This window comes from Nocardia sp. FBN12, assembly GCF_054031145.1.
The window spans coordinates 3063718-3088478 of record NZ_CM132926.1; the positions used below are offsets into that span (position 1 = coordinate 3063718).

General features: G+C 69.1%; 22 protein-coding genes. 9 read left to right on the top strand and 13 right to left on the bottom strand.

Going from position 1 to position 24761, the window contains the following annotated elements; genetic code table 11:
* Positions 1-25 precede the first annotated feature (25 nt).
* A complete protein-coding gene (locus ACWZHB_RS14815; protein WP_427908519.1) occupies positions 26-2434 on the bottom strand; it encodes an MFS transporter in 2409 nt (802 codons plus the stop codon).
* A gap of 236 nt (positions 2435-2670) precedes the next feature.
* Complete coding sequence (locus ACWZHB_RS14820; protein WP_427908520.1) at positions 2671-3513, bottom strand: NAD-dependent protein deacetylase; 843 nt, start codon at positions 3511-3513, stop codon at positions 2671-2673.
* 131 nt (positions 3514-3644) lie between these two features.
* On the opposite strand from ACWZHB_RS14820, the gene ACWZHB_RS14825 reads away from it, so the two are divergent.
* Positions 3645-4100 (top strand): hypothetical protein, encoded by a 456-nt coding sequence (locus ACWZHB_RS14825; RefSeq protein WP_427908521.1) that lies wholly within the window; start codon positions 3645-3647, stop codon positions 4098-4100.
* Positions 4101-4146: 46 nt separating this feature from the next.
* Here the strand turns inward: ACWZHB_RS14825 and ACWZHB_RS14830 are convergent, their stop codons facing one another.
* From ACWZHB_RS14830 to ACWZHB_RS14850, 5 genes are all read right to left on the bottom strand, one after another.
* Positions 4147-4992 carry an acyl-CoA thioesterase domain-containing protein gene (locus ACWZHB_RS14830; RefSeq protein ID WP_427908522.1) on the bottom strand — a complete coding sequence of 282 codons (846 nt, stop codon included), beginning with the start codon at positions 4990-4992 and terminating at the stop codon, positions 4147-4149.
* Between the two features lie 91 nt (positions 4993-5083).
* Entirely contained in the window at positions 5084-8794 is a 3711-nt protein-coding gene (gene cobN, locus ACWZHB_RS14835; RefSeq protein WP_427908523.1) for a cobaltochelatase subunit CobN, read from the bottom strand.
* Between the two features lie 307 nt (positions 8795-9101).
* A complete protein-coding gene (locus ACWZHB_RS14840; protein ID WP_427908524.1) occupies positions 9102-9584 on the bottom strand; it encodes a hypothetical protein in 483 nt (160 codons plus the stop codon).
* Positions 9581-10720, bottom strand: coding sequence for a DNA polymerase III subunit beta family protein (locus tag ACWZHB_RS14845; protein WP_427908525.1), 1140 nt, complete (start codon positions 10718-10720; stop codon positions 9581-9583). The genes ACWZHB_RS14840 and ACWZHB_RS14845 overlap by 4 nt, the downstream gene beginning before the upstream one ends.
* A 33-nt stretch (positions 10721-10753) precedes the next feature.
* Positions 10754-11428 (bottom strand): hypothetical protein, encoded by a 675-nt coding sequence (locus ACWZHB_RS14850; RefSeq protein WP_427908526.1) that lies wholly within the window; start codon positions 11426-11428, stop codon positions 10754-10756.
* Positions 11429-11662: 234 nt separating this feature from the next.
* Here ACWZHB_RS14850 and cobG point away from each other — a divergent pair, with 234 nt between their 5' ends.
* Together cobG and ACWZHB_RS14860 are read left to right on the top strand one after the other, a co-directional pair.
* Complete coding sequence (cobG, locus tag ACWZHB_RS14855) at positions 11663-12967, top strand: precorrin-3B synthase (RefSeq protein WP_427908527.1); 1305 nt, start codon at positions 11663-11665, stop codon at positions 12965-12967.
* A gap of 80 nt (positions 12968-13047) precedes the next feature.
* Positions 13048-14139, top strand: coding sequence for an RNA ligase (ATP) (locus tag ACWZHB_RS14860; protein ID WP_427908528.1), 1092 nt, complete (start codon positions 13048-13050; stop codon positions 14137-14139).
* A gap of 1 nt (position 14140) precedes the next feature.
* On the opposite strand, the gene ACWZHB_RS14865 is transcribed toward ACWZHB_RS14860, so the two are convergent.
* Both ACWZHB_RS14865 and ddaH read right to left on the bottom strand, forming a co-directional pair.
* Positions 14141-14470 carry a low temperature requirement protein A gene (locus tag ACWZHB_RS14865; RefSeq protein ID WP_427908529.1) on the bottom strand — a complete coding sequence of 110 codons (330 nt, stop codon included), beginning with the start codon at positions 14468-14470 and terminating at the stop codon, positions 14141-14143.
* Positions 14471-14505: 35 nt separating this feature from the next.
* Positions 14506-15411 (bottom strand): dimethylargininase, encoded by a 906-nt coding sequence (gene ddaH, locus ACWZHB_RS14870; RefSeq protein ID WP_427908530.1) that lies wholly within the window; start codon positions 15409-15411, stop codon positions 14506-14508.
* A gap of 95 nt (positions 15412-15506) precedes the next feature.
* Here ddaH and ACWZHB_RS14875 point away from each other — a divergent pair, with 95 nt between their 5' ends.
* From ACWZHB_RS14875 to ACWZHB_RS14895, 5 genes are all read left to right on the top strand, one after another.
* Positions 15507-15980, top strand: coding sequence for an Lrp/AsnC family transcriptional regulator (locus ACWZHB_RS14875; RefSeq protein WP_427908531.1), 474 nt, complete (start codon positions 15507-15509; stop codon positions 15978-15980).
* Between the two features lie 43 nt (positions 15981-16023).
* Positions 16024-16659 carry a precorrin-8X methylmutase gene (locus tag ACWZHB_RS14880; protein ID WP_427908532.1) on the top strand — a complete coding sequence of 212 codons (636 nt, stop codon included), beginning with the start codon at positions 16024-16026 and terminating at the stop codon, positions 16657-16659.
* 5 nt (positions 16660-16664) lie between these two features.
* Complete coding sequence (gene cobJ / locus ACWZHB_RS14885; RefSeq protein ID WP_427909171.1) at positions 16665-18233, top strand: precorrin-3B C(17)-methyltransferase; 1569 nt, start codon at positions 16665-16667, stop codon at positions 18231-18233.
* Positions 18234-18501: 268 nt separating this feature from the next.
* Positions 18502-19017: a ubiquitin-like domain-containing protein gene (locus ACWZHB_RS14890; protein WP_427908533.1), complete on the top strand. Its 516-nt coding sequence runs from the start codon at positions 18502-18504 to the stop codon at positions 19015-19017.
* A 156-nt stretch (positions 19018-19173) separates the two neighbouring features.
* Positions 19174-19746, top strand: a complete 573-nt coding sequence (locus ACWZHB_RS14895) for a PadR family transcriptional regulator (protein WP_427908534.1) — start codon at positions 19174-19176, stop codon at positions 19744-19746.
* Between the two features lie 12 nt (positions 19747-19758).
* On the opposite strand, the gene ACWZHB_RS14900 is transcribed toward ACWZHB_RS14895, so the two are convergent.
* From ACWZHB_RS14900 to ACWZHB_RS14910, 3 genes are all read right to left on the bottom strand, one after another.
* Positions 19759-20511: a cobalt-precorrin-6A reductase gene (locus ACWZHB_RS14900; protein WP_427909172.1), complete on the bottom strand. Its 753-nt coding sequence runs from the start codon at positions 20509-20511 to the stop codon at positions 19759-19761.
* 214 nt (positions 20512-20725) lie between these two features.
* Entirely contained in the window at positions 20726-21979 is a 1254-nt protein-coding gene (gene cbiE, locus ACWZHB_RS14905; RefSeq protein WP_427909173.1) for a precorrin-6y C5,15-methyltransferase (decarboxylating) subunit CbiE, read from the bottom strand.
* Positions 21980-22140: 161 nt separating this feature from the next.
* Complete coding sequence (locus tag ACWZHB_RS14910; protein ID WP_427908535.1) at positions 22141-22893, bottom strand: SDR family NAD(P)-dependent oxidoreductase; 753 nt, start codon at positions 22891-22893, stop codon at positions 22141-22143.
* A gap of 135 nt (positions 22894-23028) precedes the next feature.
* On the opposite strand from ACWZHB_RS14910, the gene ACWZHB_RS14915 reads away from it, so the two are divergent.
* Positions 23029-23427, top strand: coding sequence for a PPOX class F420-dependent oxidoreductase (locus tag ACWZHB_RS14915; protein WP_427908536.1), 399 nt, complete (start codon positions 23029-23031; stop codon positions 23425-23427).
* Positions 23428-23506: 79 nt separating this feature from the next.
* On the opposite strand, the gene ACWZHB_RS14920 is transcribed toward ACWZHB_RS14915, so the two are convergent.
* The gene (locus tag ACWZHB_RS14920) at positions 23507-24634 is read right to left on the bottom strand and encodes a M24 family metallopeptidase (protein WP_427908537.1); all 1128 of its coding nucleotides are present in this window, start codon (positions 24632-24634) and stop codon (positions 23507-23509) included.
* Positions 24635-24761: the final 127 nt, after the last annotated feature.

The following is a 24761-nucleotide window of genomic DNA, read 5'->3' on the forward strand; positions in this document are numbered from 1 at the left end:
CTCACTGTACTGCGGGGCGGCGGGGTCAGCGACGGTTCATCGACTCCTCGTTCTCGTATCCCAGTGTGACATCGTGGGTGATCTCGCCGCGAGTCACCGAAACCTGACTCGCGACAGGCGGATAGCCACGCGCGACCACCGTGTACTCCCCTTCCGGCAGGTCGGGAACCAGGTATTTGCCCTGCTCGTCGGTGCGTGCCGTCGCCGCCGGATCGCCGCCCGAGTCCAGGACGGTGATCTGCACGTCGGCGACGGGACGGTCGCCGTCCACCCAGGCCGAGCCGAGGAGAATAGCCATCGGTTCGAGGTCGAGATCGCGATTCAGCGAGCCCGTCTCCGGCACGGTCAGCGTGACCGCCGACGGGCGCATGTGGTCGGCCACCGCGACCAGCGTGTAGGTACCGCTCACGACATCGCGACACACATACGTGCCGTCCTCGCCGGTGATCGCCGCGCCCACCACCTCGCCCTCGGGATCGGTCAGCGTGACGGTGGCACCCCACAGCGGTTCGCCGCGCCGCGCCGAGCGCACGATGCCGGTGAGTTCGCCCGCGCCGGTCAGCATCAGGTCGACGTGCTGGGCGCGCTCGCCGATCGACACGCTCACCGCCTCGGGCTGATGGCCGGCCGCGGCGGCGATGAGCACATAGTTGCCGGGCCGCGGCGCCTCGATCACATACGCGCCGTCGGCATCGCCGTTGCCGCGGGCCACCTGATGCCCGTGCTGGTCGATCAGGGTCAGCGTGGCGGCGGGCACCGGACGCTCGTCGTCGCGTCGCAACAGCCCCGCGATCACCCGCCCGGTCGCGGCGGGCCGCAACTTGCCCGCCATCTCGTGCGCGTCGTGCAGGCTCACATCGCGCAGCAGCGTGGCATCCTCGGATTCCTCGGGGGCCGGATCCTCCTGCAGCGGAACCTCTTTCATGAACACCAGCACCAGGCAGGCCACCACGGCGAGGTCGGCGGCGAGCAGGAACACGGTGTGCATCGAGTCGGTGAAGCCCTCGAGGATCGGGATCCGCAACTCGTCGGGCAGGGTGGCGATGCCGCTGGTATCGCTCAGCATGCCCTCGAGTCGCGCGCCGTCGAAACCGGGCGGCAGGCTTCCACCGAAGGCTTGCAGAATCGAACCGGGCAGCCGGTCGAACAGCACGGTGAGGAACACCGCGACACCGAGCGTCCCGCCGAGCTGACGGAAGAACGTCGCCGCCGCGGTCGACACCCCCATCTCGGTGCGCCCGACCGCGTTCTGCGCGGCGATGATCAGGGTCTGCATGCAGCCACCGAGGCCGAATCCCATGATCGCGCTGTAGGCCAGCGGCTGCCAGAGCGGACCGTTGTAGCTGATCCGCGCGAACAGCGCGCACCCGATCGCGAGGATCAGCGCACCGAGCACCGGTAGCACTTTGTAGCGTCCGGTGGCTTTCGTGATCAGCCCGGAGATCTGCGCGCCCACCATGATCCCGAGGACGAGCGGCAACATCAGCAGCCCCGCCTCGGTCGGCGAGAAACCACGCACGACCTGCAGATACTGCGGCACCATCGTGATCGCCCCGAACATCGCGACACCGACAAGGAACCCGCCGAGGATCGCGATGCTGAAGGTGGAGCTGCGGAACAGCCGCAGCGGGATCAGCGCCGAGTCCTTCATCAGGAACTCGACCAGCACGAACAGCAGCAGACCACCCGCGCCGATCCCGTAGCAGAGCAGCGATTTCGGTTCGGTCCAGCCCCAGATCCGCCCCTGCTCGGCCACGATCAGCAGCGGCACCACACCGACGATCAGCGTGACCGCGCCGAACCAGTCGATCCGGCTGCGTTGACGCGTGTGCGCCACGTTCAGCACCTTCGCGACCACCAGGAACGCCAGGATGCCCACCGGCACGTTCACCAGGAACACCCAGCGCCAGCCCTCGATGCCGCCGAGGCTCTCGTAATCGGACAGGAAACCGCCGACCACCGGCCCGAGCACCGTCGCGATGCCGAACACCATGAGGAAATACCCCTGGTAGCGGACCCGTTCGCGCGCGGGCACGATGTCACCGACGATGGTGAACGCCAGCGACATCAACCCACCCGCGCCCAAACCCTGGAACGCGCGGAACCCGGCCAGCTGGTACATGGTGGTCGCGAAGCAGCAGGCCGCCGAGCCGATCACGAACAGGGCGATCGCCAGCAGATAGAACGGCTTGCGCCCGTAGATGTCGGCGAGTTTGCCGTACAGCGGCGTGGTGACGGTGGCGGTGATCAGGTATGCCGTTGTCGCCCATGCCTGTTCGTCGAAGCCGTCGAGACTGTTCGCGATCCGGACGATCGCGACGCTGACGATGTTCTGGTCGAGCGCGGCGAGGAACACCCCGAGTAGCAGGCCGGACAGGATGGTGAGTGTCTGGCGGTGCGTGAGGCGTGATTCGGCAGCGACGGTATCGGTCATGGAAAAGCCCTGGTTCTGATCGGCTGGCAAGTGGGGGTCGATCATTCGGCCCACACGAGGGCCGACAACCCCGCTGCGAGGAAAACTTTGCGCCGCGGGTGGAACTCTTCATGCACTGAGCGCAGAGCTTACCCACGTCGGATTCGCCCCCGTCATCGAGGGATCAAGTTACCGATCATTTCATTGGGAAACGATAGGCGGCGGCACTCGGAACTGTCAGTTCGGCAGCGGTGAATTCAGCTGGCGAGTTCGGCCAGCGCGCACAGAGTTTCCGAGCAGCCCGCCTCGATTCGGAGCGTGGCGAGTTCGTCGCCGCGGGTGCGTCCGCGATTCACGATCACCACTGGCACACCGTTTTTCGCGGCTCTGCGCACGAAGCGCAGGCCCGACATCACCGTCACCGAGGAACCCGCCACCAGCAGCGCCTGCGCATTGTCGACCAGGTCGAAAGCGGCTTCGACCCGGTCGGGCGGCACATTCTCGCCGAAATACACGATGTCGGGTTTGAGCATTCCGCCGCACGCCATGCAGTCGACCATCCGGAATCGGTCGGTATCGGTCACCACCGCGTCCGCGTCCGGCGCCACTTCGATACCGGTGGCGCTCGCTGAGAGACTTTCCGCGAACCCGGGATTGGCGGCTTCGAGATGGTGGGCGAGTGTCATTCGGGAGATGAGATTCGCGCAGTGCAGACACCGCACGCGCGCGTAAGTTCCGTGCAGATCGATCACCCGGCGCGCACCCGCCTTCATGTGCAGCAGATCCACATTCTGGGTGATCACTCCCGACACCACCCCCGCTCGCTCTAGCCGCGCGACGGCGCGATGACCGGGGTTGGGCCGAGCGGCATCCATTCGCCGCCAGCCGATGTGATTGCGTGCCCAATACCGCTGCCGGAACACCGGGTCGCCGACGAATTGCTGGTAGGTCATCGGCGTGCGTGACGGCGAATCGGGACCACGATAGTCGGGAATGCCACTGTCGGTGCTCAGTCCCGCGCCGGAGATCACCACCGTGCGGCGCCCGCTCAACAGCTCGGCCGCGCGTGCCACCGCGTCGGTGGTGTCGTCGTCCACCATGGGCTCCACTCTACGAGCGGCAGGCGCCGGGGTGCGCGCGGGACGAACACGCCGGGCGGAGTTGCGTGCGGTGGGCCCGCGACGACATGATGTTTCATCCGCCCGGCATCGACCGCTGCAGAGGAAAACCTATGTCCGACACCGATGAGCACAGCCGCACCGCGCTCAATGCCGCGGTCGACGGGACCATCGTCGCCGTCCGCCGGATGTTCTATGTCCTCGGCGACGAGATCGACCGCACCGAGGGCCCGATCGAATTCACCTTCCGCGATGGTTCGACCCTGCTTTTCGACGCCGGTGTCGACGGCGCGGAACTGCGCATCGGCGGATCGCCGTGGCGTGATCCCTTCGAACCGCTGGTCGACCCCGTGAACATCGAATACGTCGCCAACTCCGGCAAGTACACCGCCTTCGACGTCACCGACGAGGCGCCCTACGACGAGCTCGCGGGCCGCCGCGTCGACGCGGTCTCGGTGGTGCCGCTGGCCGACGGCCGCCCCCGCGCGGCAACCCTCTACCTGGGCACGGGCATGGTGAAGGCGGAGTCGATCGCGGACGAACTCATCGTGACCCTGATCTCCACATAACGACTCGTTCCCTGCTCATCCGGCACACCAGGAGTCGCGATGGCATTCACCGGGTTTGCGGCTGCCTGACCACGAACGACTCCGACAGTTCGTCGATGACGTCGCCGCGGATCTGCCTGCGTTCGTTGGCCAGCGCGGTGGTCGTGCAGATGCCGAACGCGCCCTGCTCGTCGTAGAGCACCGCGGCGCCCGCCGCGATCCCGTCGTCGCTGAGATGGCTTTCCGCCTCGAGACCCATCTCGACGCCGACGGGCATGCGCGAGAACGTGATCGACACATCGGTGTTGATGAAACCGATGCCCTCGGTGCCCCAGTTGGTGACCAGGCTGGTCTGCTCGCCGGTCATCGCGGCGTAGCAGAACGGGGACGACTCCTCCCCCGCGACGACCGGGATATTGCGTACCCACTTGCGTTTGCGGGCGTCGTTCTGGTGTTCGGTCATATTCATCGACCACCCCTGCCCGTCACTGCTGAACAGATGCATCGTCTCGTCGATGGTGGCCAGCACGCTCGGGGGCGGCAGCGGGCGGTCCCGGTCGAGGCGCCACACCTCGCCCGGGGGCTGGGTCGAGCGCTTCAGCAGCAGCGCGCTGCCCCGGGCGACGATCTCACCGTCGGCACGCACGACGATCGCCACCGACCGCACCCGGTTGCCGTCGCGCACCAGTTCGCTGGCGATCGTCAGCGGCACGGCGGGCACGGACCGGTGCAGGTCGACGGTCAATCGCGCCGGGGCGAACCCGTCCGTGCAGTAGCTCGCCTGCACCTCGCGCGCCATTAATCCACATACCGGCGGACCGGACAGCGTGTTGGGCGACCACAGGCTCTGCGAGTACCGCGTCGGCGTGTAGACGCCGTCCGCGTGCGTGAAATAGCCAGGGGAGGTGCTCATCGTGACCCTTTCCGCTGCGCGCGCCGGGCGGGATCGCCGCGGCACACTATGCCTCAGACTAGAACGTGTTGCAGTTTTGCGGCAAGCGGGGTCATTCCAGCTCACCCTCGGTTTCCAGATAGACCTGGCGCAGCTTGTCCAGCGTTTCCTGCTCGGGGTGCTCCCACAGCTTGCGCTCGGCGGCTTCCAGGAGGCGTTCGGCGATGCCGTGCAGCGCCCACGGGTTGGACTGCTCCATGAACTTGCGGTTCACATCGTCGAAAACGTAGCTCTCGGAGAGCTTTTCGTACATCCAGTCCGCGACGACATTGGTGGTGGCGTCGTAGCCGAACAGGTAGTCGACGGTGGCGGCCATCTCGAAGGCGCCCTTGTACCCGTGGCGGCGCATCGCCTCGAGCCAGCGCGGGTTCACCACCCTGGCACGGAAGACGCGGGCGGTCTCCTCCGAGAGCGTGCGGGTGCGCACAGCATCGGGACGGGTGGAGTCGCCGATGTAGGCCTCGGGGTTCTTGCCGGTCAGCGCGCGGACGGTGGCCACCATGCCGCCGTGGTACTGGAAGTAGTCGTCGGAGTCGGCGATGTCGTGTTCGCGGGTGTCGGTGTTCTTGGCGGCGACCGCGATGCGTTTGTAGGCGGTGCGCATGTCGTCGGCGGCGGGGGCGCCGTCGAGGTCACGGCCGTAGGCGTAGCCACCCCAGGTGGTGTAGACCTGCGCGAGGTCGTCGTCGGTGCGCCAGCTCTTGGAGTCGATGAGCTGCAGCAAGCCCGCGCCGTAGGTGCCGGGCTTGGAACCGAAGATGCGGGTGGTGGCGCGGCGGGTGTCGCCGTGGTCGGCGAGATCCGACTGTGCGTGTGCGCGAACGTAATTCGATTCGGCGGGTTCGTCGAGGTCGGCGACGAGCCGGACCGCGTCGTCCAGGAGTGCCAGCACGTGCGGGAAGGCGTCGCGGAAGAAGCCCGAGATGCGGACCGTGACGTCGATGCGCGGCCGGGCGAGTTCGTCGAGGGAGATCACCTCGAGGTCGGTGACGCGGCGGCTCGCTTCGTCCCAGACCGGCCGAACACCCAGCAGGGCGAAGACTTCCGCGATGTCGTCGCCGGAGGTACGCATGGCCGAGGTGCCCCACACCGAAAGGCCGACCGACTTCGGGTACGCGCCGTGGTCGGCCAGGTAGCGGGCGAGCAGCGATTCCGCCATCGCCTGGCCGGTCTCCCAGGCCAGTCGCGAGGGCACGGCCTTGGGGTCGACGGAGTAGAAGTTACGGCCGGTGGGCAGCACGTTGATCAGGCCGCGCAGGGGTGAGCCGCTGGGACCGGCGGGGATGAAGCCACCGTTGAGGGCGTGCAGGACGCGGGCGATCTCGATGCTGGTTTCGCGCAGGCGCGGCACGACTTCGGTGGCGGCGAACCGCAAGACGGTCCGCACCGCTTCCAGACGCCCACTCACCGCGACACTGCCCGCCGCGGACGTGGCGGCCCTGGGCGCCGCGGCGGCGTCCGGCACCTCCGCGATCCCGGGCGTGGACGAATCATCCACTCCCCCAGCGAGAATCGCGGTGGCGTAGTCGTCGACCAGCGCGTCGACCGCCGCCACCGACCAGTCCGTCGCCTGCAAGGCGCCGAGCAGTTCGCGGGCACGGCTTTCCACCACGTCCACACGTTCGCGGGATTCGTCGCCGGCCTCGCTGAGCCCCAATGCTTCTCGCAGGCCCACCACGTTCTGTTCGCCGCCCCACAGCTGGCGGGCGCGCAGCATGGCCAGCACCAGGTCGAGTTCGGTGTCGCCCTCGGGTGCCTGGCCGAGGATGTGCAGACCGTCGCGGATCTGGACGTCCTTGATCTCGCACAGCCAGCCGTCGACGTGCAGGAGCATGTCGTCGAAGACGTCCTCTTCGGGGCGTTCGGCGAGACCGAGGTCGTGGTCCATCTTGGCCGCGCGCATCAGGGTCCAGATCTGCTGGCGGATGGCGGGTAGTTTGGCCGGGTCCAAGGCGGAGATGTTGGCATGCTCGTCGAGCAACTGCTCCAAACGGGAGATGTCGCCGTAGGTTTCGGCGCGCGCCATCGGCGGGATCAGGTGATCGACCAGGGTGGCGTGGGCGCGGCGTTTGGCCTGGGTGCCCTCGCCGGGATCGTTGACCAGGAACGGGTAGATCAGCGGCAGATCGCCCAGTGCCGCGTCGGTACCGCAGGACGCGGACATGCCGAGGGTCTTGCCGGGCAGCCATTCGAGGTTGCCGTGCTTACCCAGGTGCACCATCGCGTCGGCACCGAAACCGTCCGGCGAGGACAACCAGCGGTACGCGGCGAGGTAGTGGTGACTCGGCGGCAGATCCGGATCGTGGTAGATCGCGACGGGGTTCTCGCCGAACCCGCGAGGCGGCTGCACCATCAGCACCACATTGCCGAAACGCAGTGCCGCGATGACGATTTCACCCTTGGGGTCGGCCGACCGGTCGACATACAGTTCGCCCGGCGGCGGACCCCACGACTCCACGACGGCCTCGCGCAGGTCCGCGGGCAAGGACTCGAACCAGCGGGTGTAGGTGGTGGCGCCGATCCGAATCGGGTTGCCCTCCAGCTGTTCCGCGCTCAACCACTCCGGATCCTGACCGCCCGCGGCGATCAGCGCGTGGATCAGCGCGTCACCGTCGCGTTCCACCAGGCCGGGGATCTCGTCGATGTCGCCGAGATCGTAACCGGCGGCGCGCAATTCGGTGAGCAGGCGGATCGCGCTGGCGGGGGTGTCGAGGCCGACGGCGTTGCCGATGCGGGCGTGCTTGGTCGGATACGCCGAGAGCATGATCGCGATCCGCTTGTCCCCAGCCGGAATGTGGCGCAGGCGGGCGTGTCGCACGGCGATCCCCGCCACGCGGGCACAGCGTTCGGAATCGGGGACATACGCGGACAGGCCGTCGGCGTCGAACTCCTTGAAGGAGAACGGCACCGTGATGATGCGACCGTCGAACTCGGGCACCGCGACCTGTGTCGCGACATCAAGGGGTGACAGGCCGTCGTCGTTGGCCTCCCACTGCGCGCGACCGCTGGTCAGGCACAGTCCCTGCAGGATCGGCACGTCCAGCGCGGCGAGCGCGGCCACGTCCCAGGCTTCGTCGTCACCACCGGCCGAGGCGGTGGCGGGCTTGCTGCCGCCGGCCGCCAGCACGGTCACCACGAGGGCGTCGGCGCGGCCGAGCAGGGTGAGAAGTTCGGGTTCGGCGGTGCGCAGCGAGGCCGCGTAGACCGGAAGCGGTCGCGCGCCCTTGGCCTCGATCGCCTTGCACAGCGCCTCGATGTAGGCGGTGTTGCCCGCGAGGTGCTGGGCGCGGTAGTAGACGACCGCGACGGTCGGAGCGTGCGGCTCCAGGATTCGCGGAGACCGATCGAGCTCGCCCCAGGTCGGCAGCTGGGCGGGCGGTTCGAAACCGTGACCGGTCAGCAACACCGTGTCGGACAGGAAGTTGTGCAGCTGCAGCAGGTTCTCCGCGCCGCCGGCGGCGAGGTAGTTGTGCGCGTCGGCCGCGACACCGACCGGCACCGTCGAGCACTCCATCAGCTCGGCGTCGGGCGCGATCTCGCCACCCAGCGCCACCATCGGCACCCCGCTCGCCCGAATGGCGTCGAGGCCCTCCTCCCAGGCGCGCTTGCCGCCGAGGATCCGCACGATCACCAGATCAGCGCCGTCGAGCAGGCCCGGCAGATCCTCCACGAGCAGCCGCGCGGGATTGCCCCAGCGGTACTCGGCGCCGCTCGCGCGGGCGCTCAGGAGATCGGTGTCGGAGGTGGACAGCAGCAGGATCACAGGGTGAGACCTTCCTCGGGTTACGCGCCCATCGGGGGTTGCGGTGCTCGCCGGAGAGGGTCTGGCTGTTCACAGTGGCGCGACCGCACCGGATTTCCACCGGTTTCCTCGACGCCCGCCGAGCAAGACGATGCTACTGGGCCCGTCCGGCCCGCAACTTTCCAGCCCGTGCCCGACGCTGGACAATTGATCAGCAGACAACGGTGCGGGCCTGGTCCGAGGGGCCGTCCTGCAGCGTTGCCTGGTGATCTTGATCTGCGCCGCGGTGCTCAGCGATCGGGCGGCTCGATGTGAACAGCTGCTGTCGTCAATGGGTGGGTCGCGCGGTGGTGTCCTCGGTCGTGACGGCGGTGGCGACTTCGGTGAGGGCGCGGCGGATGGTGTCGCCGTAGTCGTCGTCGCCGAGGGTGTGGAGGCATTCCCGGGCGGCATCGAGGTGGCGGGTGGCGGCCGGGAACGCGCCGAGGCGGCGGAAGTTGTCAGCGAGGTTCAGGTGCAGGGAGGGGTAGAAGCCGGCTACCTGGATGCCCGCGTGGTAATCGTGCAAACGGGTGTCGGTGAGGGCGTCGGCGGCATCGAGAGCGCGGACGTCCCAGACGAGGGCCTCGGCGGGGTCGTCGCAGGTGTCGGCCACGTAGTGGGCAAGGGCGCAGCGGTGTAGCGGGTCACCGGCGGGGCCGATGTCGCGCCAGACCTCGAGCAGGGCGCTGCGGGCGCGATCGGGGTCGCCGGTGCGGAAGTCGGTGACGCCCTGGGTGATTCGGGTCATGATCGGATCGGCGGTGGTCATCGGACGGTCTCCTCGGTGGGGTCGGGTTTGCACGGCATTGCCAGGGTCGACAGGTCGCCGTCGTCGGCGGAGCGGATCAGGGCGGGCTGATCGGGGGCGATGAGATCGAGCATCACGTCGGGACCGACGGCAGTGGCGATGGCGGGGTAGAGCGTGGTGACGGCGAAATGGATCGTGACGGCCGGACCGGTGATGCGTGCCGGGATCGTCGTGGCGCGTCCGTCGGACGCGGTGACGGACACCGTGTCATCGGGGTTCGCGTGCAGCGTCACCGTCGCCGAACCGAGGGTTTCCACCGCGTCGAGCAGGGTGGCCCGGGCGAGGACGACTCTGGTGCGAACCGCGGGTAGCGCCGCCAGCATTGCCCGGTAATCGGGGAAGTCATCGGCCGAACGTCGGCAGAAGACGGATTCACCGTTCGCGGCGGTCGGCCCGTCGACACCGGAACCCGCAGTGGCCGTGGTGAACTCGATGCCCGATGGTGCCGGTCGGAGGGCCACCGAATATCGGCGGCGCAGCCAGGACACCGCCGAGCGGAGGTCGTCGGCGTCGACCGTGGCAACCCAGTCCGCGATGCAGGTGAGCATCGGGCGCACCGTGCGGGTGGCCAGCCGGTAGCGGTCCGTCGCGGTGAGGATCAGCTGCTGCCCGTCGACCTCGAACAGGACGGTATCGAGCACCCGTAGTTCGGGATGGGCGACGGTAGCGGTCGCGATCTGGTCGACGGCAGCCGCGAGCGCCGGGCCGCTGACCCACAATTCGCCGGGTAACGCGGCCGGCGTCTCCTGCGGTCCGTGCGTGGCGAGAACCGCGCGTGCGGCCGCGGCGGCGGCGCGAACCTCCTCCTGATGGCGGTCGAGGTCGGCGAGGTGGTGGTCGAGCAGGGTGATCGCGCGGGTGGGGTCGGGTTCGGCGAGGACGGTGGCAACCGCGGGCAGCGGCATGCCGACGGCGCGCAGGTGGCGCAGCAGGCGGGCCGGGGTGGATTGTTCGGGGGCGTAGTAGCGGTAGCCGGTGTCCTCGTCGATGAGGGCCGGGGTCAGGACGCCCGCGTCGGCGTAGAAGCGCAGGGCGCTGGCGCTCAGGCCGCAGGCGCGGGCGAACGCTCCGATGGTGATCAGCTCGGTGTCGGGCACCGGTTCATCATCGGGGTTCGAGCTGGTCGAAGGTCAAGTCGTCGATCGCTCGGTGCCCGCCGCGACCATCTCCGGGGAACCGGTGCCGAGATTGCGGTACACGTTGGCGATCACCAGTTGGCCGAGGGCGTTGTTGCCGACGCCACCGATCACCGCGCCGATCCCCGCGGGGATGAGGGTGCCGAACAGCAGCAGACCGCGTTTGACCAGGTAGTTCACAATGAAGCGCTTGGCCGGGGAGTCGGGCATGCTCGCCAGACCGGGGATGCGGTCGGTGACGACCGAGAGCCACTGGCCCGTCTTGTGGCCCGCGGTCTCGTCGAGCACCTTCGTGCCCGCATCGCCGAGCACGACCTTCGACACCAGATGCGCTTGCCGGGAATCGTCGGGCTCGAGACCGTACGCCGCGGCGGCACCGACGGACAGCACCGACGACGCCTCGAGGAACACGAGGGTGTCCACCCCGGTCGCGGCCAGCCCGATCAGCGTGCCCACCCCCGGCACCGCGGCGGTGAGCCCCACCGTGACGCCGCTGGCGGTGACAACCACCAGGTACTGGCGCGAGAGCCGCTGCACGATCTCCACCGGCGCGTCCTCCGGGTGCCTGCGGCCCAACCAGTCGACGTAGCGATTCACCACCGGCGCCTGCGCCTGCGCGACCCTGTCGAGTGCGGGAACAACACGCTTGTCCACGAATTCACGCAACATGCGGCGACTCTCCTGTCAGTACTCGGCTGGCGAAGGAACCGCCACTCACCCTAAGCGACTACCCGCGAACCGCCCCGTCACGCGAGTCGGCCTCGTCACATCGGCCGGGCCTCGCGGCTGATCGACCGAGCACGGTGGACGAGCACCGAACACCGCACTCGCCACTGCGCGCGGCGGACCGGCCGATCACGCTGCGGTTCGGGGCGGTGCGGGTGGGTCGTAGGCTGGAGCATCATGACCAGGAGTGCTCCCGATTCTTGCCCAGGGGTGCTGCGGCTGCATCAGGCTGCTGATGGGCCGTTGGCACGGATTCGCGTGCCCGGCGGGCGGCTGGAGTCGGCACAGTTGCAGACGCTGGCCGATGCGGCGCGTGATCTGGGCAACGGCAACCTCGAACTGACCTCGCGCGGAAATATACAGCTCAGGCAGATACGTGACGCCTCCGAACTCGCGCTGCGATTGGGTGCGGCCGGGCTGTTGCCCAGCGAGACCCATGAACGGGTCCGCAATATCGTGGCCTCGCCGCTGTCCGGGCGGGTCGGCGGGTTCGCCGACGTGCACGGGCTCGCGGTGGACCTCGATGCCGGATTGCGCGACGATCCGCTGCTGGCGGATCTGCCGGGACGTGTGCTGTTCACCCTCGACGACGGACGCGGCGATGTGAGCACCCTGCACGGTGACATCGGCATTCACGCGGTGGGCGGCGACGAGTTCGCGCTCCTGCTCGCGGGCGCCGACACCGGGATTCGGGTCACCGCGAGCGAAGCGGTCGACGTGATGCTCGACGCGGCGCGCGGCTTTCTCGATCTGCGGGGAACCGGCGAGTCGGGGCAGTGGCGGCTGCACGAGATCCCCGGCGGGGTCGAATCGGTGGTCGAGACACTGGACCGCTCGCCGGCCGGCGAACCTCTCGAACTCGGTGCGACACACGCTGTTCCGATCGGCTGGCTCGACCAGGAGAACGGACTCGTCACGCTCGGCGCCGGCGTGCCGCTGGGCACCCTGTCGGCCAGGACGGCCGAATTCCTGGCCGCAGTCGAGCGGCCCGTCTTCGTCACCCCGTGGCGCAGCCTGGTGATCACCGATCTCGCCGAGGGACCCGCCGAAACCGTGGTGCGCGTGCTCGCGCCGATGGGTCTGATCTTCGACGTGAGTTCCCCGTGGCTGCAGGTCAGCGCCTGCGCCGGCCGCCCTGGCTGCGCGAAATCGCACACCGACGTCCGCGCCGACCTGGCTGCCGCCATCGAATCCGATCGCGTTCTTCCCGCGGCGACCGGCGCCGCGGGAGAGCTCAAGCAGCCGACCGAGAACGCCACGCCACCAGCCGATCCCGAGAACGCCACCGTGACCGAGGCCTTCGCACCTCAGGTGCCCGCGGAGGTCGAACTCGTCGCGGCCGACGCCGTCACCGTGGCGGGTCGCCAGCACTGGTCGGGGTGCGATCGCCGCTGCGGTCGCCCGCGCGGACCTGTGGCCGATGTCGTCGCCACCGATCACGGCTATCGCGTCGAGACCGACCACGCGACGATCACGCCCTGACCGCGGGCGGCCGGGCGAAACTCGATCGACGATTCCGGGTTCGTTTCGTACCCTTGCCTTCTCATCACGAGGGGGTTCCCATGTCCACACTGCAGGTGACGGCCGAGCGGCTCGTCGTTGTCGCGCATCCGAATGCCGATCGGCTCGAGCTGGCCCAGGTCGGGCTGTATCGAGCGGTGGTCGCCAAAGGTCAGTTCACGACCGGGGATCACGCGGTCTACATTCCGGAACAGTCGGTGCTGCCCGAGGAGCTGATCGCCGAGCTGGGGCTGACCGGGAAACTGGCGGGCTCGCTGCGTAATCGGGTGAAGGCGGTGCGACTGCGCGGCGAGGTGTCGCAGGGCATCGTGTGCACTCCGGCCGCGCTGGGCGGGGTGGATCTCGCGGTGGCCGCGGTCGAGCGTACCGACTTCGCCGAGTCGCTCGGGGTCGTGAAATGGGTTCCGCCGGTGCCGGTTTCGATGTCGGGGCAGGTCGAGTCGGCGCCGGAGCTGCTGCGGTGGGTCGATGTCGAGAACATCAAGCGATTTCCCGGCATCTTCGTCGACGGGGAGCCGGTGGTGGCCACGGAGAAGATCCACGGCACCGCCTGCCTGCTCACCCACGTGCGTGCCGATGACCGAATCCTGGTGTCGTCCAAAGGTGTTGGTGGTCGGTCGCTGGCTTTGACCGCGACCGACGGAAACCTGTACTGGCGTGCCATTCGCGCCAACGGGCTCGACGAGGCCGCTCGCACGCTCGCCACCGCGCTTCACGCGGACCGGGTCGGCATGTTCGGTGAGGTGTACGGCGCCGGCGTGCAGGACCTGCACTACGGCGCGTCGGCCGCGCACGACGAGTCGCTCGGCTTCGGCCTGTTCGATGTCGCGATCGAGCGGACCGGCGAAGCGGTTCGCTGGCTCGACCATCACGAGATCGGTGCACTGTTCGCCGAACTCGGCATCGCGGTGCCCCGGGTGCCGGTGCTCTACGAGGGCCCCTACGACGCGGAGTTGCTGCTGAAGCTGGCCGAAGGCACCGAAACCGTCACCGGCGCAGGCACCAATATCCGGGAGGGCCTCGTCGTGCGCGCGGCCGCCGAACGACACTCGCCGGTCCTCGGTGGTCGTGCCATCGGCAAGATCGTCTCCGACGCGTACCTGCTGCGCGACGGCGGCACCGAGTACGAGTGATTCACGCGGCGGGTCGCGGCGGGCGCGTTGTCTCCGCGACCACCGCCGCCGCGAGGGTGACCATCACCCCGAGCACCAACCACACCCGGCCGATATGCGGTGCCGCCCAGCCGAGCCCGAGCGCGACAACCAGGCACGGTAGCGGCCACCGCAACAACCAACGCGCCCCCTCGCCGCGCACCCCGCCGAGCCCACACACCAGGAAGAACGCGGCGGCACCACCACCGAGCACCCAGCCGAGCCCGGCAGGCAGATAACCCGACGGGTGGGCGGCGACCAGGCCCAACCCGCCTGCGACGGTCGCGATCGCACCACTGACCGGGTGTGCCATCGGCCCAGTATGTGGGCGGTGGCGATCCGGTTCGGCTAGCTCGCGGTCGTGTCGCGACGGGTGTGCAGCTCGAGCACACAGCACTTCACGCCGCCGCCGCCCGTGCGCAGTTCGGACAGGTCGACCGGAACCGGGACGAATCCGCGCTCGCGCAGGCGCCCGATGAGCTCGGTGGCGCCGGGGTCGAGGAAGACGTGCGCGCCGTCGCTGAGCCCGTTCAAGCCGAAGCAGAGCGCGTCGTTGTCGTCGGCGAGGATCGCGTCCGGGTAGAGCGCGGTCAGGATGTCGCGGGCGGCGGGGCTGAACGCGGCCGGGTAGTAGGCGATGGCGGTGTCGTCGAGGACCATCAGCGCGGTATCGAGGTGATAGAAGCGCGGGTCGACCAGTTCGAGCGACACCACCGGCACCTCGAAATACCGCTCGACCTCCGCGTGCGCGGCCAGCGAACAGCGGAATCCGACACCCGCCAGGATCCGCTGCCCGGCGAACGCGAAATCGCCCTCCCCCTCGTTGGTTTCGCACGCGGCCGCCAGTTCGCGCAGTTCCCTGGCCGCGAACCACTGATGGAAGGCCGGGCCCTCCGCGGCGCGTTCGGGGTGGGCGAAGCGGGCCGAGAGCGCGTGTCCGCCGATCACGATGCCGCTGTTGGCGGCGAAGACCATGTCCGGCAGACCTGGCTCGCCGGGCACCGTTTCCACAGTGTGCCCGTGCGCTTCCAGTGTCGCGCGCAGGGTCTCCCACTGCGCCAGCGCGCGGGCCCGGTCGACCGGGGCGGCCGGATCCATCCACGGGTTGATCGCGTAGGTGACCTCGAAATGGTCGGGACGGCACAGCACGTAGCGGCGCGGTGAGGCGGTCCGCGCGGGCGCTGGTCCATGAGGCGCGGGCGCTGATACACGCGGCACGGGCGCGGAGGTGCGAAGCGGGCTGGCGGCGGTCATCAGGACTCCTGGTGGCGGCGCGGACGGTTTCCACGACCGTAATTGCCGTTCCATTGCACGGGGAACACCGATTCGTTGTGCATTTTGGTGCCAGAATGGAGGTTCATTGCGTAAGAGGGAAGGGGAACGACGTGGACACCATCGATCGGCGCATTCTCGCGGAGCTGCTCGTCCATGCCCGCGCCTCGTTCCAGGAGATCGGTTCGGTGGTCGGCCTGTCCGCGCCCGCCGTGAAACGACGCGTGGACAAGATGGTCGCGAGCGGGCAGATCACCGGGTTCACCGCGCAGGTCAACCCGGCCGCGCTGGGCTGGACGACCGAGGCCTATGTCGAGGTCTACTACCGCGACAACATCTCCCCGGCCGAGCTACGCCGCACGCTCGAACCGATTCCACAGGTCGTCGGCGTGTGGACGATCGCGGGCGAGGCCGACGCGCTGGTGCACGTGATGGCCACCGATATGGCCGAGATCGAGGTGACGGTCGAACGGATCAGGGAGAACGCGCGCGTCGGGCGCACCCGCAGTTCGCTGGTGATGTCGCGCATTCTCGAACGCCCCCGCACCTGAGCCGCGCGACACCACGTCAGACCCAGGTTCTAGGGTTGTCCGCATGTCCGACGTGCGTGCCAGCTACCTCACCGACGGGGCCGAGATCTATCGGCGCTCGTTCGCGACGATCCGCGCCGAAGCCGACCTCGCCGGTTTCCCCGCCGATGTCGAGCGGGTGGCGGTCCGCATGATCCACGGCTGCGGCCAGGTCGACCTGGCCCCCGACATCGCCTACTCCCCCGGCGTGGTCACCGCCGCGCGCGCCGCGCTGCACGCGGGCAAGCCGATCATCTGCGATGCCAACATGGTCGCCTCCGGCGTAACCCGCAAGCGCCTGCCGGCCGACAACGCGGTGCTGTGCAACCTCACCGACCCGCGCGTGCCCGAACTCGCCGCGCGACTGGGCAACACCCGCTCGGTGGCGGCGCTGGAACTGCTGCGCGACCAACTCGACGGTGCGGTGGTGGCCATCGGCAACGCGCCGACCGCGCTGTTCCACCTGCTCGACATGCTCGACGCCGGTGCGCCGCGACCCGCCGCGATCATCGGCATCCCGGTCGGATTCATCGGCGCCGCGGAATCCAAGCAGGCGCTGGCCGACTTCGGCGGCATCGAGTATTTGACCGTCCGCGGCAGGCGCGGCGGCAGCGCGATCACCGCCTCGGCACTGAATGCGATTGCGAGCGAACAGGAGTGAGTGAGATCAGCACCGGCAAACTGTGGGGTATCGGCCTGGGTCCCGGCGACCCGGAACTGGTGACGGTGAAGGCCGCGCGGCTCATCGCCGAGGCCGATGTGGTCGCGTTCCACAGCGCCAAGCACGGGCGCAGCATCTCGCGCGCCATCGCCGAGCCGTACCTGCGCGCGGGGCAGATCGAGGAGCACCTCGTCTACCCGGTGACCGTCGAGACCACCGATCATCCCGGTGGGTATCAGGGCGCGATCGACGAGTTCTACGAGCAGGCCGCCGCACGGCTGGCGACACACCTGGCCGCGGGGCGCACCGTCGCGCTGCTCGCCGCCGGTGATCCGCTGTTCTACTCCTCCTATATGCACATGCACCGGCGGCTGGCCGATCGATTCGACGCCGAGATCGTGCCCGGCATCACCTCGGTCAGTGCGGCGTCGGCGGCGCTGGGGACTCCGCTCGTCGAGGGTGAGCAGGTGCTGACCGTGCTGCCGGGCACCATGCCCGTCGACGAACTGACCGCGCGACTACGCGAGACCGACGCGGCCGCGATCATGAAGCTGGGGCGCACGTTCCCCGGTGTGCGCCAGGCACTGTCGGACTCCGGTCGACTGGGCGACGCCTACTACGTCGAACGGGCGAGCAGCACCCGTCAGCGGGTACTCGCCGCCGCCGATGTCGACGAGGCGGACGTGCCGTACTTCTCGATCACCCTGGTCCCGGGACCGACGCCGACCACACCGATCCCCGCTCGCCGCACGGCCGACCGCGATCAGTCCGCTCCGGCGACCGATGGCCGCCGCGTACCGGTCGCCGATGCCGAACTACCGGACGCCACAGGCGAAGTCGTGGTTGTCGGGCTCGGCCCCGGGGACACCGACTGGACCACACCGCAGGTCACCGCCGCACTCGCCGAGGCGACCGATCTCGTCGGCTACACCACCTACATCAACCGTGTCCCCGAGCGGGCGGGCCAGCGACGGCACGCCAGCGACAACAAGGTCGAATCCGAGCGAGCCGCGATGGCGCTGGATCTGGCCAAGCGGGGCGCTCGCGTCGCCGTGATCTCCTCCGGCGATCCGGGCGTATTCGCCATGGCCGCGGCCGTTCTCGAAGTGTCGGCCGAACCGCAGTTCAAGGATGTTCCGGTGCGGGTGCTGCCGGGTCTGACCGCGGCCAACGCGGTGGCGAGCCGGGTCGGCGCGCCGCTGGGACACGACTACGCGATGATCTCGCTGTCGGACCGGCTCAAGCCGTGGGATGTTGTCGCACAACGCCTTTCGGCGGTCGCGGCGGCCGATATGGCCATCGCGATCTACAACCCGGCCTCGTCTCAACGCCGCTGGCAGGTCGGCGCCATGCGCGACGTACTGCTCGAGCACCGTCCGCCGCAGACGCCGGTGGTGCTCGGCCGCGATGTCGGCGGCCCGACCGAAACGGTCCGGGTGATCACCCTGGGCGAGCTCGATCCGGACGAGGTCGACATGCGCACCCTACTGATCATCGGCTCCTCGACCACCACCGCCTTCGACACCCCCGACGGCACCCGAGTCTTCACCTCTCGCCGGTACGGAACGTCGTAGGTCCGAGGCGGTCGGCCGGCGGGCCCGGCGCGGTCGAACCACGGCGGCGTTCGACCGGCGTGTCCGGTGCCGGTCGAGCCGGAAACCTGGCGTGACCCCCCGCGAGCAGGCCCGCGGCACGACCCGCGCGGTCGGCAACCCCGGCGATGCTCGCGGGCAGTGGCACACTGGTTCCGCGGGCATGCCCGCAAGCACCACAGCGTGACAGCTCGTTTCCTGGTTCGATTCCCCAACGCGTCCCACGAGGACGATGAAAGGATTCACCACGATGAGAGTTCAGCACCACGCACGGCACACTCTCGGCACCCGATTACGGCGCGGCGTGACGGTCGGTCTGATCGCCGCCGCCATGACGGTTCCCGTCGCCGGGATCATGCCGGTCACCGCGTCGGCCCAACCGGCCCCACCCCCGCCCCCGGCGCCCGCGGCACCGGAGGCACCGGGCGCGCCTGTGCTGGAAGGCGCACCCGCGGCACCCGCCGCACCGGCAGCACCTGCGGCACCCGGCTTGCCCGGCCTACCAGGCCTGCCGGGCGCACCCCTCGCCGAGAACGCCACCAGCATCACGGTGATGGTCAACGGCTTGGACAGCGAACCCATCCCGATCAGCATCGACGCCACGGCCACGGTCGAGGATCTGAAGATCCTCATCCAGGAGCAGACCGGCGTTCCGGCGGCTGAGCAGCAGCTCATCACCGAGAGCGAGGTCAAGCTCGAGGACTCCCGGACGCTGGCGTCCTACGAACTCACCGACGGCGCCATCGTGAACCTCGCGATGGCCTGAATCCGACGGGTCGAACACCGCGGCGGTGGTGCTCAGCGCGCGAACACCACCGCCGCACCCGGTCCGGCGAACACGCCGCGACAGGCAGCACCTTGGTGGACCGGGCACCCAGGCGTAACATTCCACTTAGGAATGTAGTTCGAAGGGAGTTGACCGTTGACCGACACCGCGACTCGACGCCGCCCGCTGAACTCCACCGCGGCCTCGCTACTCGGGTTCCTGCACGAGGGCCCGAAGTCGGGCTGGGATCTCGCCACACAGGCCCAGCAACGCATCGGCGACTTCTGGACGATCACGCAGAGCCAGGTCTATCGCGAACTGTCCACGATGGACGCCGCGGGCCTGGTCACCAAGGGCGAACGCGGCGCCAGGGAGCGCACGCCGTACCGGATCACCGAGATCGGACGCGAGGCCTTCGCCGAGTGGATCGGGCGCGACCCGGGCGCCGAGACCATCCGGGTGCCGCTGCTGCTCACCCTGTCTTTCGGCGAGCACCTGGATCCGGCACACCGTGATCGGATCATCGCCGCCAACAAGAACATTCATCAGGATCGGCTCGATCGCTACCTCGACGAAGACGAGACCGCCCTGGCGCCGAACCAGCGCGCCACCCTCGAATTCGGTATCGCCTACGAGCGCGCGGTCCTGCACTGGTTCGATCAGCTGCCGACGATCTTCACGCCGACGAACCCCCCACCCGCGGACTTCGGCCGCCCACGGCCCGACTGACACCGACCGGGCTCAGCGCACCCGGTGCGACGCGGACTCGTGCAGCCACTCGACAGCGTCGCCGACCTCGGCGACGGTCACCGCGCCCGCGGGCAGCGGCGGCCGGTCGATCATGATCACCGGCAGGCCCGCCGTGCGGGCCGCGAAGATCTTCGCCTCGGTCTGCTCGCCGCCACTGTTCTTGGTGACCAGCACATCGATGCGATGCCGCGACATCAGCACCAGCTCCTCATCGAAGGTGAAGGGCCCACGCGCCAGCAACAGTTTGGAGCGCGGCGGCAGCGGAACCTCGGGCGCGTCGATCGAGCGGATGACAAAACAGTGCCCGGTGCAGCCGATGAACGCGCCGACCCCTTGTCGGCCGATGGTCAGCAACACTTGTTTGTCGCGCGCGCTCAGCGCCGCGGCGGCCGCGGCGAGATCGGGCACCCGGGTCCACAGGTCACCGCGCCGCTGCACCCACTCCGGACGGCGCAGATGCAGCGCGGGGATGTCCAGGTCGGCCGCGGCCGTGGCCGCGTGCGCGCTCACCTGCGCGGCGAACGGGTGGGTCGCATCCACGACAGCGTCGATCGCGTTCTCACGGAGCCAGGTTCGGAGGCCCTCGACGCCACCGAACCCACCCACGCGGACCGCACCGACCGGCAACCGCGGATTGGCGACCCGACCGGCAAGGGAGGACACGATGTCGAGTCCACGCTCGCCGGACGCCCTGCGCGCCAACTCCCTGGCTTCACCGGTGCCACCGAGGATCAAAACTCTCAGGACAGCCCTCCGAAATCATCGGCACCGGCATCGAACTTCGAGTACTTCATGCAGCTCCCCATCGTGGAAATCGAACCGGGGGGATTACCCGGAACGGCAACGACCCTACCCCCGAGTCGATGGTTCTACACGTTCGGTCCGAAATTTTTTCGGTGCGCATGCCCTGCGGGAACGGATTCACCGTGATCTGCGCGTGATCTGCTCGTGATCGAAACTACGGGTCCGAGCTCTGCCGACCAGCGGGTTTTCGGACAATCCACTGGGCGATCGGCAGGTGCGGCCGCCAGGCCGTGAACCCGCCGAGGGGTTCACCTCGATAGATCTGGAATTTCCGGAGGGTTCCACCGAACTCGGCAGACCAGTCGAGCAGCAGCGCTTCCGATTCCACGGTGACCGCGTTGGCGACGAGGCGACCGCCGGGCCGCAGACGCTGCCAGCATCGCTCGAACATGCCGTCCTGCGTGAGGCCGCCGCCGAGGAATACGGCATCGGGTGCCGGGATCGTTTCCTCGGCTAACTCTGAGCTTACTTCGCCACGGATCGTTATTCCCGGCACGCCAAGTGCATTGATATTGGTCGCGATTTGTTCGCGGCGGGCGGGCAGCCGTTCGAACGTAACGGCGCGGCACAGTGGATGGGTGCGGCACCATTCGATGGCGATACTTCCCGAGCCGCCGCCGATATCCCACAGCATTTCCCCCGGTGCCGGGGCGAGAGCGGTGACGGTGAGGGCGCGAACCTCGGATTTGGTGAGCTGTCCGTCGCCGGCGAAGGCCGCGTCGTCCAGGCCGGGCAGGCGGGTGTCGCGGCGGGTGCCCGGGTCGGCGCGACAGTCGATGGCGACGATGTTGAGCGGGTCGCCGGGCGAGTGGTCCCAGGTGGCGGCGAGGCCGGTGTGCCGCTGCTCGGCGGGGCCGCCGAGTTGTTCGAGTACGGTCAGTGTCGAGGCGCTGAACCCGTTGTCGCGCAGCAATTCCGCGATCCGGGTGGGCGTCTTCTCGTCTTCGCTGAGGACGAGCAGACGACGACCTTCCGACAATTCGGGCAGGACAGTGGGCAATGGCCGGGCAACCACGCTCACCACCGGAGTTTCGGCCAGCGGCCAGCCGAGCCGGGCGCACGCCAGCGATGCCGACGAGGGCTGCGGGAACACCCGCAGCGCCGCCGGGCCGAACCGGCGGGCCAGCGTAACGCCGATGCCGTAGAACATGGGGTCGCCGCTGGCGAGCACGCCGATCCGCCGATCGGCGTTGCGCGCGAACAACTCCGGCAGCGCGGGCAGCAGCGGTGTCGGCCACGGCACGCGTTCGATCTCGCTCGGCGGGAGCAGCGCCAGTTGGCGGGAGGATCCGAACACCACGGCACAGTCACCGAGGGCTCGGCGGACGTTCTCGCCCAGCCCGGACCAACCGTCGGCCCCGATTCCGGCCACCACGATCGGATGGCCTGCCCAGTCCGCTGCGCCGATCACCGGGCCTCCCGTCACGGCCACCCCCGCGACTCGGCCTTGTCCAGCGGCATCACCGCTCGCGGCAGATCCCGTCGCCCGGTCCGGTCCAGCGACATCACCGGTCACAGCCGGATCCGACGCCCGGACGCCTTCGGTGGGCACCCCGTCGCCTGGTTCGATCACCGTGGCATCCGGCGCCAGACAGATTGCGGGAGCAGGCGCATCACGAAGAAGGCCAGGGCCAGACGGCCGGGAATGGCGACTCGGGTGGCGCCCTTGGCAAGGGCGCGGGCCACCGCGTCGGCGACCTGGTCGGGGGTGCTGGACATGGGGGCCGGGTCCATGCCGGTGGTCATGCGGCCGATCACGAAGCCCGATCGCACCAGCAGCAACTGGACACCGGTGCCGTGCAAGGCGTCGCCGAGGCCGCTGGCGAAGCCGTCGAGGCCCGCTTTGGCCGAACCGTAGACATAGTTGGCCCGGCGCACGCGCACGCCCGCGATGGAGCTGAACACGACGATCTGGCCGGACTCCTGCGCGCGCATCAAGGTGGCCAGCGTCGTGAGGACACTGACCTGGGCGACATAGTCGGTGTGCACAACGGCGACCGCGTGCGCCGGATCGTGTTCGGCGCGATCCTGATCGCCGAGAACACCGAAGGCGAGCACCGCGGTGCCGATGCCACCGTGCTCGGCGGCGAGCTTGTCCAGCAGGGGCGCGTGGGTGGCGGTCTCGTCGGCGTCGAATTCCACCGTGTGCACCGCGATCGCGCCTGCCGCGCGTACCTGCTCGATCTCGGCGGCCAACGCGTCGGCCCGGCGGGCGGCCAGGATCACCACCCGTCCGGGTGCCAGCCTGCGCGCCACCTCCAGGCCGATCTCACTGCGCCCACCCAGGACCAGCACCGGCCCGTCGTTCTGCTGCTTTCCCATAGCGTCAGTCTGTCATCCCGCCGATGGGCCCGGTTCCGGCCGCTACCGCATTCCCGGCGTCTTTTCGGCCGAGAGCGGCCCGTCACCGGAAACCCGCGGACTCGGCCGCCCACCGACCCGACTAGCGTTTGCGGAATGCCGACCGCCACCGCACAGCTGTCCCACGCCGCTCTCGAGTTCGTCACCGAGCGGCACCTGGCCACGCTCACCACGCTGCGCGCCGACGGCACCCCGCACGTGGTCGCGGTGGGCTTCACCTGGGATCCCGAGAGCGGAATCGCGCGCGTGATCACCGATGGCGCGTCGGTGAAGGCGCGCAATGCCGGACGCGGTGGCCACGCGGCGGTGAGCCAGGTCGACGGGGCGCGCTGGCTCACGCTCGAAGGACCGGCGACGGTCCTCGCCGACAGCGCCGACGTGGCCGAGGCGGTGCGCCGCTACACCGAGCGCTACCGGGTGCCTCGTGAGAACCCGACACGTGTCGTCGTCGCGATCCAGGTGAGCCGGGTGCTGTCGTCCCGCACCTTGAAATAGCCCGCGCCCGAACCTTCGACAACCGATCCGAAGTGGACGCGCTGCCCGGCGATCCTGGAATCGCCCGCGCGCGAACCGATTACAGCACCGTCAGGCCGTGCGGCCGGTTATTCATCGACTCCACACCGTTCTCGGTGACGACCACGATGTCCTCGATCCGCGCGCCCCATTCGCCGCGGAAGTAGATTCCCGGTTCGATGCTGAACGCCATGCCCGCTTCGAGGACCAGGTCGTTGCCGCCCACGATGTAGGGCTCCTCGTGCACCGACAGGCCGATGCCGTGACCGGTGCGGTGGATGAACGCGTCGCCGAGACCCGAGTCGGCGAGCACGGTGCGCGCGGCGGCGTCGATGGACTCCGCCGTCACCCCTGGCCGCACCGCCGCGACCGCCGCGGCCTGGGCGGCCTCGAGGACTGCCATCTGTTCGACGATCTCCGGACTCGGGGTGCCGAGCACGTAGGTGCGGGTCGAGTCGGAGTAGTAACCGGGCTCGACCGGCCCACCGATATCGATGACGACCACGTCGCCCTGTTCGACGACGCGATCGGACATCTCGTGGTGCGGAATGGCACCGTTGGGACCACTGCCGACGATGACGAACGCCGCCTCGGTATGGCCCTCCTCGATGATCGCGGCGGTGATCTCGGCGGCCACCTCGGCCTCCGTGCGGCCCGCGCGCAGGAATTCACCCATCCGCGCGTGCACGCGGTCGATCGCCGCTCCCGCGCGGCGAAGCGCATCGATCTCGGCCTCGTCCTTGATCATTCGCGACTTTCGCAGCACCGGTGTCGCCGAGGCGGGCAGACCGGTCGTCGATTCAGCGAGCGGGACCAGGTGTAGTGCGGGCATGTCGTCGGCGACCGCGATGCGGGATCCGGCGTGGAGTATCGAGCGGACCAATTGGTACGGATCGATGCCGTCTACCCAGTCGAGCACCTGCAGGCCCAGTTCACCCGCCGCGGAGTCATCGAGGGCGGCCAACTCGAGTTTCGGAATGACCACCGACGGTGTCGCTCCGTCGGCCGGAATCACCAAGCAGGTGAGCCGTTCGAAGGAGGCGGCAGCCGAACCGATCAGGTAGCGCAGATCGGGGCCCGGCGTGATCAGCAGGGCGTCGAGATGCGCCGCGCGCATCGACTCGACCGCCCGCTCCAGCCGCTGACCGTAGACCGTCGCCGCAAACCTGGCATTCGTGTGCGCGCTCATAGCGTCCGACGTTACCCGCCCCACGCCGCCCCCCGCCGGATCGGTGGCCCCAGCAGGACCGCTCGCGAGAACCGGCCCACCGGGGGCCGACCGGCACGGCCGCGGGCGCGGTGTCGGTGCTTCGGGG

Bases quoted from the DNA above. Each gene is read 5' to 3' on its own strand.
- ACWZHB_RS14815 (WP_427908519.1), bottom strand. From the start codon at position 2,434: ATGACCGATACCGTCGCTGCCGAATCACGCCTCACGCACCGCCAGACA.
- ACWZHB_RS14860 (WP_427908528.1), top strand. From the start codon at position 13,048: ATGTCCACACTGCAGGTGACGGCCGAGCGGCTCGTCGTTGTCGCGCAT.
- ACWZHB_RS14920 (WP_427908537.1), bottom strand. From the start codon at position 24,634: ATGAGCGCGCACACGAATGCCAGGTTTGCGGCGACGGTCTACGGTCAG.
- ACWZHB_RS14890 (WP_427908533.1), top strand. From the start codon at position 18,502: ATGAGAGTTCAGCACCACGCACGGCACACTCTCGGCACCCGATTACGG.
- cobG (WP_427908527.1), top strand. From the start codon at position 11,663: ATGACCAGGAGTGCTCCCGATTCTTGCCCAGGGGTGCTGCGGCTGCAT.
- ACWZHB_RS14875 (WP_427908531.1), top strand. From the start codon at position 15,507: ATGGAGGTTCATTGCGTAAGAGGGAAGGGGAACGACGTGGACACCATC.
- ACWZHB_RS14880 (WP_427908532.1), top strand. From the start codon at position 16,024: ATGTCCGACGTGCGTGCCAGCTACCTCACCGACGGGGCCGAGATCTAT.
- ddaH (WP_427908530.1), bottom strand. From the start codon at position 15,411: ATGACCGCCGCCAGCCCGCTTCGCACCTCCGCGCCCGTGCCGCGTGTA.
- ACWZHB_RS14910 (WP_427908535.1), bottom strand. From the start codon at position 22,893: ATGGGAAAGCAGCAGAACGACGGGCCGGTGCTGGTCCTGGGTGGGCGC.
- ACWZHB_RS14825 (WP_427908521.1), top strand. From the start codon at position 3,645: ATGTCCGACACCGATGAGCACAGCCGCACCGCGCTCAATGCCGCGGTC.
- ACWZHB_RS14865 (WP_427908529.1), bottom strand. From the start codon at position 14,470: ATGGCACACCCGGTCAGTGGTGCGATCGCGACCGTCGCAGGCGGGTTG.
- ACWZHB_RS14915 (WP_427908536.1), top strand. From the start codon at position 23,029: ATGCCGACCGCCACCGCACAGCTGTCCCACGCCGCTCTCGAGTTCGTC.
- ACWZHB_RS14850 (WP_427908526.1), bottom strand. From the start codon at position 11,428: ATGTTGCGTGAATTCGTGGACAAGCGTGTTGTTCCCGCACTCGACAGG.
- ACWZHB_RS14840 (WP_427908524.1), bottom strand. From the start codon at position 9,584: ATGACCACCGCCGATCCGATCATGACCCGAATCACCCAGGGCGTCACC.
- ACWZHB_RS14820 (WP_427908520.1), bottom strand. From the start codon at position 3,513: ATGGTGGACGACGACACCACCGACGCGGTGGCACGCGCGGCCGAGCTG.
- ACWZHB_RS14830 (WP_427908522.1), bottom strand. From the start codon at position 4,992: ATGAGCACCTCCCCTGGCTATTTCACGCACGCGGACGGCGTCTACACG.